The following is a 9,596-nucleotide window of genomic DNA, read 5'->3' on the forward strand; positions in this document are numbered from 1 at the left end:
TTGAAAATCCGCGTGTCCTTGGTTCGATTCCGAGACTGGCCACCACTTCCAACGGTTCGCGCTTTTCGCGGGCCGTTTTCGCTTTACCTTCCCAATACGCCCGCTTTTCTGGGTCTTTCTCGCGTTCGGCGTTTGCCAGCGCAATCAATTCCATTTCGTCGATGCCTAAAACCTCAGCAACCTTTGAGGCTGTGTAGTCATCCATGATGCGATGGCCGGTTTGATAGTGCGTGATCGCGGATCGCGCAATTCCTAACATGCGAGCCAGTTCGGCATTTACACCGCGAGCACGTTTTGTTAGTGCCATCTCCAAATACTCTGCAGTCTTCATGATTTCGTTCTCCTGTGGGATTTCAAGATAGCCCTGTTGTAGACACTTGACAACAGTTGTTTACTCCTGTCTACTCGGGCACGTTTACACAAGTAAACACCATCAACAACAGGAGCACACCATGAAAATGCAAGTTCTCGGCGTAAAGGTTCTCAAGGGCATCAAGGATGGCAACCCCTGGGACATGTCCGCAGCCCTCATCCAGACCAAGATCGAATCCTTCCAGAACGAAAAAGTGACCGCCATGGGCTATGGCTTCGAAGTCACCGAAATGCCCCTCGACTCTGCCTGCATCGAGCAGTTCAACAAGATCCAGTTTCCCACCGTCGTCGATCTCGAAATCGGCCAGCGTGCGCGCATGGGCAAATTCGAAAGTTACGTGGTCGGACTGGTCCCGGCTTTGTCGGTTGCCAAGTCGGCTTGAGGGGTGGAACGGCTAGTAACACTAGTCCGTTCAGTCTCATTTTGAGACTTTTTGAGACTCGGGACAGGGGAAATAGGGGTGTCGAATGGCTCGCTCTTCATTGATTGGATCACCGCTTCTCAACATCATCCGGACGGGGGCTTACCCATCCTCACAGGGGGTGTCACCGTCCACTATTCCGCCGACGGCGCGCCAGTTTTTGAACGCAACCAGTCCACGCGCTTTAACGGAAGCCATGACACAAGCGTTCGTGTTGGATGTGATGGTTTCCGTGTTTCCCTCAGTGGCAACGCGGGGCGGTTTTCTCGCAAAGACAACGTTTTTAACTTCGGACTACAAGGGACGATCGAGGCTTGTAACCGAATACTGGTGGAGCTTGGCCTCCCACCATTCACAGCTGCAACTTCTGACCGGTCAACGCTTGGCCCCTTCGCGCTTCCACACTCCCGGCGGGGTTGCGTCATATCGCGTCTGGACATTACCCGGAATTACAAAACAGGCTCGGAAAGTTCAGCCCGCGCTTTCATCCGATGGCTTGGTGCTCGAAGCATCGCACGCATGAAACGCGGACAGTCAGGCGACGAATCGGTGTGGTGGGCCAACACGCGCCACATGCTGAAAGCCTACATCAAGCACCTGGAAATGATTAAGCACGGTGCCGATTCAAACGACGAGCTGGTGTCGTGGCTCAAGGATCAAGGAGTGGTACGCGTGGAAATCGAACTTAAAAAACGCTTGCTTTCGGAGCTTGGCCTGAATGATCTGGCCAACATCACCGATGCAAAACTGGAAGAGTTGTACGAAGAACAGATCGAGCCATTCAAGCGCGCGGATCGCTCCTGCGACGAAGACATCCTCGATGCGATCCCTCCGAAAAGCCGCGTCTATGCGGCAGCCTGGCTTGCCGGTCAAGACATGCGCGAAATGGCTTCGCGCGCCACCCTCTTTCGTCATGCCAAAGTGCTGCGCGAATGCGGCATCGACATCCTTGCACCGCGCAACATCGAGCGCTTCCCGGTCAAGGTTCGCTTCATCGAGCTCGAACCGCTCTCAGTGCCGGATTGGTATGACCTTGAAGCTAGGGCCGCGTGATGGAACAGCTTTTCGGATATTGGTACTGGGGTGAAGAGTTCCGGTTTGATCTCGGCGGCATGTTCCTCAAGCCTGCGTGTGCGATTGGTCGCTGGACGTACAGCTCCTCGAATTGGCACAACGGCCAAGGTTGGGTTTGATGTACGGTCACCCCCTCATGGTCAAGAAATGGGCTAAGGCCATGAAGCCCAAAGCCCCACCGCGCCTCATCGAGCAAGCCCGCTTGATGCGCCAGGCCAAAGTGCAGAAGCGTGACTATCTGACACGCCAAAAAGACCTGTTCGGGGTGCACGCATGACCACCGGTTTTTTCTCTGAAGGTCGTTGTTGGCCAACTCAGCAAGCGGCAGTGGACGCTCATTTCAACGCCGCGCCATCCATATATGCGGGTGCATACGGTAGCGATGGGAGCGTTCCCTATCAGCTTATCAGCGTGAATATGAAAGCGGGTTCCTCCTGGTATTTGACCCGGAAAGTGTGTGGAGCCTCGACGTGTACCGACTATGCACCTGTCGCGTTGCCCAACCCCACTTTCGATTTCAATACCTGCACGGTTGAGACGGCTCCTGCACCTGGTGCAACAACCGAAACCGGCCTTCCTGCTGACTTCGACTACTCCATCCTCGGCGCTGTGTTCGCCTTCGCTGTTTCGATTGTCGTGGCCATGTACGTGCTTGGAAGAGGGGCCGGCGTCGTGCTGTCCATCTTCCGAAAATGAATCGCTTTCCCTTCGGGGAAAAAACTGCGCCGGATGGCTACCGACGCGGCCCAACCTTTGCCTAGCCAGCACTTATAAGGAGTCACACATGAAACACCTGATCAACAAGACCACCCAGACCGTCAAGAAAATCGGCCGCGACGCCTATGCCGTCTTCGACAATGCCACAGGCAAAGTTGTTGCCGTTGGTACTGCCGCGATGGTTGCAGCGGGCAATGCAATGGCTGTGCCGCCTGACTACACCTCTTTGACTTCTGCAATCGACATGAGCACGACCTCGGCCGCGCTCCTGTTGGCTGCTGCCGCGCTGATTGGCGTCTACATCCTGTGGAAGGGCGCCACGATGATCATGGGCGCCTTCAAGGGCCGTTGATTCGTTGACCTAAACCGGAGGGGGACGCCCCTCCGTCTTTCTTTCAAAGGACAACCATCATGCCCGATACCCAAAGCCTTTTGATCCTCTGCTTTTTCTTCTTCGGCGTCGTCAGCGGGTGGGCTTTTGTTACCGGACTCGAAGGATGAAACGATTTCTTGCTGTGTTCTTTCTTCTCGCCTCGGTATCGGCCCTTGTGTATGTCGAAACAGAAGCGCAGGCGCAAGTATCACCACTGTTCCGCCCTTTCAATGGCTACGTAAACAAAGCTGTTGCATCGAGCATTGCCGCGAAGCTAGGCAAGCTCGGCCTACAGCCTTCCGACCCGCTCTACGCATACACGCTTGCAGGATCGCAAGCCGTTGTTGGCGGTGCGATCGTTGCCGGATCGGTCGCCTCAACGGTGGCCGCCATCGGCACCGCCCCTGTATGGCTCTCCGTTGCTCTCGGCCTCGGTGCAGCCTATGAAATCTATGACTTCACGATGGGCTCGAAGACCTGGAAGGCCCAACCGAATTCACAGATTACGCTTGCACCAGTCGGCACCTACGTCACTGCCTCTCCGGCGCCGCCCACGCAACCACAAACCGAAGTCGTCGCGCTGCCGCAGCTTCCGAATGACTATTCAAATCCGGGCGTAGGGAATGCAATTATGTATCCCTCGGATATGCCGATTTGTGCGTCGGTCTCGATGACGTTTCAGTATCCGGCCCCGATGACAACGCTCGATGCGTCTCTGGCCTCCTACAAAACCGCTACGGTGTGCGGCGCATCACAGCAGGCCGTCCGGGACATGGCCTACAACCAATATGCCTATGTCGTCATTCGCGATTACAACGGAACCGACGCCTATGCCACCTACACTCTGCAATCGATCGTCAATTTCGGCGCGTCTGGGCCGACCAAGATTTCGTGCAGCATCAACCCGTACACCTGCCCCCAGGGGCTTCAGTATTCATACGCTGAACAAAAGACGGTGAATTACAAGAAGGATTCCACCGCGTCCGGCGGTTCTATCGTTTACCCGAGCAACGTTGTCACCTTCACCTATACGATTTTCAACAACCCGGCTTTCGTCGATCCGGCCAAGGCCTACCAGGTCAACGACGCAGCGGCCACGCTGACCAATTCCGACTTGTCGTCCCGTGCCGATCCCGAACTACTCGCAGCGATCGCAAACAAGATCTGGCAGCAGGCCGCGCAACAGCCTGGCTACCAGGGCGCACCCTACGACGTGAACAATCCCGTCACGGCACAGGATGTGATGAACGACATCGCGGCAGGCCTCTATCCGTGGCCGACCGTCGCTGATCTGCTCACGCTCACGATTGCATCAGGCCAGACCGTCCCTCAACTCGATCCTGCAGCGCAGCCCGTGGAACAACCGGCAGGCCAGCCCTCGACAACTGTCGTCGATCTCGGCCCCGATCCCGCAACGCCGGCGCCCGACCTTGAAGCAGCGCCGACAGGCTCAACCATCGTCAGCCAGGTCATGGGCCTCCTGCCGAATCTCTCGGCCTTCACCATGCCGGCCCACACGTCCGAATGCAGCGCACCGACCTTCGACTTTTACGGCCACATCTACAGCTTTCAAAGCATGTGCGATCTGCTTGAAGAACAACGTTCGTTGCTCTCCGTCATCTTTAGCGCGGTGTGGGGCGTTAGTGCCCTCACGCTCGTCCTGAGGGCCTGACCATGTTCGGGATTCTCGTCTCTGCCTTGAACGTCGCCCTGGGCTTTCTTGTCCGGGGCGTCATCGTCAAATTCGGGATCATGTTCGCCGCCTGGTACCTTGCGCTTGAGCTGGTGTCGGCGCTGGTGTCCTACGTGCCCGGGTCGGCCTCGATCACTGCTGCGCTGTCCGCCTTCCCGCCGTCGCTCTGGTACTTCCTCGATCTGATGCGTCTGGATATCGGAATTCCGCTGATGCTCGCGGCATTCACGACCCGCTTTCTCATTCGTCGGATTCCCTTCGTCGGCTGACCATGGCGATCAACGCTTACACCGGCTTGATGGGTTCCGGTAAATCGTATGAGGTCGTTGCCTCGGTCATCGTCCCTGCGATCCGTGCAGGCCGCAATGTCGTGACGAACATTCGCGGCCTGAATCAGGATCTGATTTACAAGTACCTGGACGCCACCCATGGGCCGCTCGAAGCCGGCAAGGAATACGGGAAGATCCGCCTTGTAAAAAACGACGAGGTTTCCAGCCCTGACTTCTTCCCGGTGTTTTATGACGAAAAATTCGAGGTGTTGCCACAAACCATCGTTCAGCCTGGTGACATCGTCTGTATCGATGAGGCTTGGCGTCCGTGGGGCACTGACAGCAAGTGCATCAAGGCGCACATGTCGTTTTTCCGCGAGCACCGGCAGTGCGCGGACGGTCAGGGCAATTCGTGCGACCTGGTCATCATCACGCAGGACATCACCGACATTCACAAGCTCCTGAAAAACGTCATCGAGCTATCGTTCCTCTTCACCAAGCTCAAGACCCTCGGCCTCTCGAAACGCTACCGTGTCGAGGTTTACGAAGGCTCGAAGCTCTACAAATCGAAGCGCACCAGCTGGACGACGCAGACCTACAACAAGAAGATATTCCCGCTGTACAAGTCCTATGCGAACGACTCCGGCCAGGGCACCGAGAAAGTCATTGACTCCCGGCAGAACTTCCTCAAATCCGGCGCCTTCCTGATTCCCCTGGTCATCGCCGTTGTGCTGATCGCCTCGGGCACGTTGGCGCTCAAGCACTTCTTCGACCCCGAGCGCTTCGCCAAATCCAAGCCTGACGACAAGCCCATCGAGGCCGTAACCACGGCACCGATTGCACCAGGTGCACCGGCTGCCATGTCGTCGGCCGCACCTGGTGCACCTCCAGCGATTACCTCGATGCCTTCCTCCGGCGTGTCGATCGCCGGATCGGTCACGATCGGAAACGACAAATGGGTCGTTCTGAGCGGCCCGGAAGGGCTGCGCATCGTCAGTCCTTCCATGGTGCGTTCGCGTGGTGTCTCAGCGGTCACACAGGACGAATACAAGGCCTTCCCCGCGTACCTCAGCAAATGAAAAATACCCTCCTGCTCTTCCTCTTCCTCCTCGGCGTCAACATCGCTTCGCAGGCCTTGGCCGAGAGCATCAAGCTTGATAACGCCCCGATCTCCAATGTCGTGCGCCTCTACTTCGCCGAAATCAACCAGGCGGCCTACAGCCTGCCGGATGAGTTGATCAAGGATGAACGCCGCGTCAGCCTGTCGATCGCAGGCACGCCCGAGCAGCTGCGTGCGAACCTCGCCGAGATCCTGCGCGGTTATGGTTACGAGCTGGTCAGGGAAGAAGGCCTGTACACCGTCCGCAAACTCGCCGGCACGGCTGCGGCCGTCAAACAGGACGTGTTTGTCTATCGGCCCAAGTCGCGCACCTCGCAATACCTGGTAGACGAGATCCGCCACCTTTACCCCGGGATCACCCAGGCCGCCCAGGGCCTGCCCAACGTCGCGCCAGTCACCGGCGAATACGCGCAGACCAGCGCAACGGCTCGCCTCGAAAACCGCACCGATCGCATCATCTTCAAAGGCACCGAATCCGAGATCAAGGATCTGCGCCGGCTGCTCGCCGTCCTCGATGTTCCGACGCCCTCGATCGAACTGCAGGTGTTTCTAATCGAGTATTCGAAGAGCAAGAATCACAAGACCGGCTTCTCGGCCCTCATCGACAAGCTCGGCCCCTTCTCGCTGGCAATGGGTGCGCTACCAGGTGCAGGCGACGTGCTCCGCTTCGCTTCGGGATCTGTCCAGCTGGCCATATCTGCCCTCAAATCCGACAACGAATTCAGTATCTACACTTCGCCGCGGCTGCTCCTGGTCGATGGCAAGAAATCGCGCCTGGTCGTCGGCCAGGACGTCCCCGTCCTCACCAGCACCACCAGCACCGTCCAGGGCGTTACCCAGAGCATCGAGTACAGATCCTCCGGCGTCATCATGGAAGCCCTGGCCAACATCCTCGACGATGCGATCGAAGTAGACACCTCCATCGAGGTCAGCAGCTTCGCCGAGACAACGACCGGCGTGTCGTCGTCTCCCACCCTGACCAAACGCAGCCTGCAAAGCTCCACGATCCTCTCAGACGGCACCGCCGTTCTCTTCGGAGGTCTCAGGTCAGCCAGCCAAAACGAAGGCTCCAGCGGCCTTTCTTTCCTGCCGAAATTGCTCCGGCAGAACAACAGCGCCAACGACGACAGCGAACTATTCGTCCTGATGTCCGCCAAGCGCATTTGATCGGGCGGCGGGCGCTGCCGGCGCATGCGCCGCGCAAGCCCGTTGCACGATCAAGAACCTGCCGCCGACCCCTCTTCTGAAAGCCAAACCCAACCTCTGCATACCACGTCGCAGTCATCGCCGGGCGGCCTAGCCCGGGGTTTCGATGACGGAATCGATCCCGGATGCTGCCCCGAAGCCCCGTAGGGGTCACGCCGTCGTCCGGCGTGAGGGTATCCGGGGAGGCACCGGCCTAAATAATCTGTCTGATATAGCCGTATCTATCGGGGTATGCACTATCGGAGATCTGTATCGTGAATCTGTTGTTCGTTGGTATCGTCTTGTTGGTTCTGGTCTTCTTCGTGCTCGCCTTTCTCAAAAAGCAAGGGCGTGTTGGTGATGGTGGTGAATGGCCTTTCTACGCCAAGAAGCTTCTCACGCAGCCCGAACAGGTTCTGTATCATCGCCTCGTTGCTACGCTGCCTGAGTGCATCGTTCTCGCCCAGGTGCAACTATCCCGCGTCCTCGGCGTCAAGAAGGGCGCGAACTTCAATCAGTGGAATAACCGTATCAACCGCATGAGCCTTGATTACGTCGTCTGTCTCAAGGATTCCACCATCGTCGCAGCCATCGAGCTTGACGACAGGAGCCACCTCAAGGCCTCGCGTGTCGAGGCCGACGCAAAGAAAGAGAAAGCCCTCTCGGCCGCTGGCATTTCACTTCTTCGATGGAATGTCAGCGCGTTACCTGATGAAGGAACAATTCGGCAAGCATTCACAAAGTGAAAGCCGGCTTATCTCACTGCCTCACATACCCAACTCACTGTGCGAACCGATGCGCACCAGCTGCAACACCTCATCGTCCGGCTTTCGGTAAATCAACACCAGGTCAGGTTTGACATGACAATCCCGATGGTCTTTCCATTCGCCGGTTAATGCGTGGTCGCGATACTTTTCGGCCAACACCTCATCGCTGGCCAGCGCCCGCACGATCTCAGTGAAATCCTTTTTCAACGTGGCGCGGTGTGGGCCTTTTGCCTCGCGTTTCAGATCACGCTTGAATTGACTCGATTGTTTAATCGTCCGCATCGAGCACCGCTTGGAGATCGTCGAGAGTCACGGTTTCCAGCTTGCCCCGGCGCGCTTCCTTCATCGCCTTGATCGTATCGGCATTCGGTACTAGCGGCTCAAAAGGAAGTGCCTTCTCGCGAGCGACACGGGTCAGCATGATGCGGAAGGCATCCGACACAGTCAGCCCCATGGCTGCCAGCACCGTGGTCGCCTCTTCCTTGATGTGCTCGTCGATACGGGCACGCACTACAGCGTTTGCGGACATGATTCGTTCTCCTGATATGTGAGCCACATTGTAGCCCAATTATGCGTAAATGCATAAGTTGCTCGCCTCGCGAATCCACCTCCGACCAGGCCAAAAACCATCCCCAAGAAAATAAGCAATTTCGCATATACCATGCGGTGACCTTACCATCCGTCCATGCACACCTGGAACGACGCAACCTCCTTGTGGCTCATCGAAATGGACCACAAACGCACCATCGATCACGACCGCAGAAAACTCGAATGGCTGAAGCCCCTGCTCGGCCATAAGCGCCTTGCCGACATCGATCGCTTCGTGATTGCCGACATCGGCAAACTCAAGGCTGAACAGGCTTCACCCGCTACCGCCAATCGTTACCTTGCCCTGATCCGCGCCATCATGCGGCGCGCAGTCTTCGAATGGGAATGGCTCGCCAAACCGCCCAAGGTTCGCCTCTACAAAGAACCTAGCCGGCGCGTGCGCTGGCTTACACCCGACCAGGTGCGCACGCTGCTGGACGAACTCCTTCCCCACCAGCGTGATGCCTGCCTCTTCGCCCTGGCTACCGGCTTGCGTCATTCCAACGTCACCGGCCTGCGCTGGGAACAAGTGGATTTTCGGAGAAAAACCGCCTGGCTCTATGCCGATCAAACCAAGAACAATGAGGATTTGCACGTCAGTTTGAACGATACCGCGCTAGATGTCCTCAAGCGCCGTCAGGGTAAGCACGCGGAGTACGTTTTCACCTACAGGAACCGCCCAATTAAGCGATTTACGACCCGCGCTTGGTACAAGGCTCTAGAGCGCGCACAAATTACAAACTTCCGCTGGCATGACCTGCGCCATACGTGGGCTAGTTGGCTAGTTCAGGAGGGGGTGCCGCTCTACTCGTTACAGGAAATGGGCGGCTGGAAAACCGCCATAATGGTACGCCGATACGCCCATCTTTCGCCAAGCGTGAATCTCGAAAATGCCCGCAAGATCGATGCAGTTCTTAACAAGATGCCAGACGATCTTTGAAAATCCGCGTGTCCTTGGTTCGATTCCGAGACTGGCCACCACTTCCAACGGTTCGCGCTTTTCGCGGGCCGTTTTC

General features: G+C 57.1%; 13 protein-coding genes. 10 read left to right on the forward strand and 3 right to left on the reverse strand.

The window, feature by feature from the left end; translation table 11 throughout:
- Positions 1–331, reverse strand: a 331-nt coding sequence (locus B058_RS0107685) for a helix-turn-helix domain-containing protein (protein WP_018507899.1), incomplete at its 3' end; no start/stop codon positions are given.
- 121 nt (positions 332–452) lie between these two features.
- Here B058_RS0107685 and B058_RS0107690 point away from each other — a divergent pair.
- From B058_RS0107690 to B058_RS16605, 9 genes are all read left to right on the forward strand, one after another.
- Positions 453–755 (forward strand): hypothetical protein, encoded by a 303-nt coding sequence (locus B058_RS0107690; protein WP_018507900.1) that lies wholly within the window; start codon positions 453–455, stop codon positions 753–755.
- 78 nt (positions 756–833) lie between these two features.
- Positions 834–1,847 carry a phage/plasmid replication domain-containing protein gene (locus B058_RS18475; protein WP_342661986.1) on the forward strand — a complete coding sequence of 338 codons (1,014 nt, stop codon included), beginning with the start codon at positions 834–836 and terminating at the stop codon, positions 1,845–1,847.
- 294 nt (positions 1,848–2,141) lie between these two features.
- Positions 2,142–2,564 (forward strand): hypothetical protein, encoded by a 423-nt coding sequence (locus B058_RS17830; protein WP_157265655.1) that lies wholly within the window; start codon positions 2,142–2,144, stop codon positions 2,562–2,564.
- Between the two features lie 88 nt (positions 2,565–2,652).
- On the forward strand, positions 2,653–2,937 hold the full coding sequence (locus tag B058_RS16595; RefSeq protein WP_018507905.1) for a hypothetical protein: 285 nt from the start codon (positions 2,653–2,655) through the stop codon (positions 2,935–2,937).
- A gap of 145 nt (positions 2,938–3,082) precedes the next feature.
- Positions 3,083–4,630 (forward strand): hypothetical protein, encoded by a 1,548-nt coding sequence (locus B058_RS0107720; protein ID WP_157265658.1) that lies wholly within the window; start codon positions 3,083–3,085, stop codon positions 4,628–4,630.
- Between the two features lie 2 nt (positions 4,631–4,632).
- The gene (locus B058_RS0107725) at positions 4,633–4,920 is read left to right on the forward strand and encodes a DUF2523 family protein (protein WP_018507907.1); all 288 of its coding nucleotides are present in this window, start codon (positions 4,633–4,635) and stop codon (positions 4,918–4,920) included.
- Between the two features lie 2 nt (positions 4,921–4,922).
- Positions 4,923–5,999, forward strand: a complete 1,077-nt coding sequence (locus B058_RS16600; protein WP_018507908.1) for a zonular occludens toxin domain-containing protein — start codon at positions 4,923–4,925, stop codon at positions 5,997–5,999.
- Positions 5,996–7,207: a type II secretion system protein GspD gene (locus B058_RS0107735; RefSeq protein ID WP_018507909.1), complete on the forward strand. Its 1,212-nt coding sequence runs from the start codon at positions 5,996–5,998 to the stop codon at positions 7,205–7,207. The genes B058_RS16600 and B058_RS0107735 overlap by 4 nt, the downstream gene beginning before the upstream one ends.
- 293 nt (positions 7,208–7,500) lie before the next feature.
- Positions 7,501–7,971 carry a DUF2726 domain-containing protein gene (locus B058_RS16605; RefSeq protein WP_018507910.1) on the forward strand — a complete coding sequence of 157 codons (471 nt, stop codon included), beginning with the start codon at positions 7,501–7,503 and terminating at the stop codon, positions 7,969–7,971.
- Between the two features lie 21 nt (positions 7,972–7,992).
- On the opposite strand, the gene B058_RS0107745 is transcribed toward B058_RS16605, so the two are convergent.
- Complete coding sequence (locus tag B058_RS0107745) at positions 7,993–8,274, reverse strand: type II toxin-antitoxin system YafQ family toxin (protein ID WP_018507911.1); 282 nt, start codon at positions 8,272–8,274, stop codon at positions 7,993–7,995.
- A complete protein-coding gene (locus B058_RS0107750; RefSeq protein WP_018507912.1) occupies positions 8,261–8,521 on the reverse strand; it encodes a type II toxin-antitoxin system RelB/DinJ family antitoxin in 261 nt (86 codons plus the stop codon). The genes B058_RS0107745 and B058_RS0107750 overlap by 14 nt, the downstream gene beginning before the upstream one ends.
- A gap of 156 nt (positions 8,522–8,677) precedes the next feature.
- Here B058_RS0107750 and B058_RS0107755 point away from each other — a divergent pair, with 156 nt between their 5' ends.
- Positions 8,678–9,520: a tyrosine-type recombinase/integrase gene (locus tag B058_RS0107755; protein ID WP_018507913.1), complete on the forward strand. Its 843-nt coding sequence runs from the start codon at positions 8,678–8,680 to the stop codon at positions 9,518–9,520.
- Positions 9,521–9,596 lie beyond the last annotated feature (76 nt).

This window comes from Thiobacillus thioparus DSM 505, from assembly GCF_000373385.1.
In the GTDB taxonomy this organism is placed as follows: domain Bacteria; phylum Pseudomonadota; class Gammaproteobacteria; order Burkholderiales; family Thiobacillaceae; genus Thiobacillus; species Thiobacillus thioparus.

Excerpts from the sequence above, each read along its gene's own strand:
- B058_RS0107690 (WP_018507900.1), top strand. The coding sequence starts at position 453 with ATGAAAATGCAAGTTCTCGGCGTAAAGGTTCTCAAGGGCATCAAGGAT.
- B058_RS17830 (WP_157265655.1), top strand. The coding sequence starts at position 2,142 with ATGACCACCGGTTTTTTCTCTGAAGGTCGTTGTTGGCCAACTCAGCAA.
- B058_RS16595 (WP_018507905.1), top strand. The coding sequence starts at position 2,653 with ATGAAACACCTGATCAACAAGACCACCCAGACCGTCAAGAAAATCGGC.
- B058_RS0107720 (WP_157265658.1), top strand. The coding sequence starts at position 3,083 with ATGAAACGATTTCTTGCTGTGTTCTTTCTTCTCGCCTCGGTATCGGCC.
- B058_RS0107725 (WP_018507907.1), top strand. The coding sequence starts at position 4,633 with ATGTTCGGGATTCTCGTCTCTGCCTTGAACGTCGCCCTGGGCTTTCTT.
- B058_RS16600 (WP_018507908.1), top strand. The coding sequence starts at position 4,923 with ATGGCGATCAACGCTTACACCGGCTTGATGGGTTCCGGTAAATCGTAT.
- B058_RS0107735 (WP_018507909.1), top strand. The coding sequence starts at position 5,996 with ATGAAAAATACCCTCCTGCTCTTCCTCTTCCTCCTCGGCGTCAACATC.
- B058_RS0107745 (WP_018507911.1), bottom strand. The coding sequence starts at position 8,274 with ATGCGGACGATTAAACAATCGAGTCAATTCAAGCGTGATCTGAAACGC.
- B058_RS0107750 (WP_018507912.1), bottom strand. The coding sequence starts at position 8,521 with ATGTCCGCAAACGCTGTAGTGCGTGCCCGTATCGACGAGCACATCAAG.
- B058_RS0107755 (WP_018507913.1), top strand. The coding sequence starts at position 8,678 with ATGCACACCTGGAACGACGCAACCTCCTTGTGGCTCATCGAAATGGAC.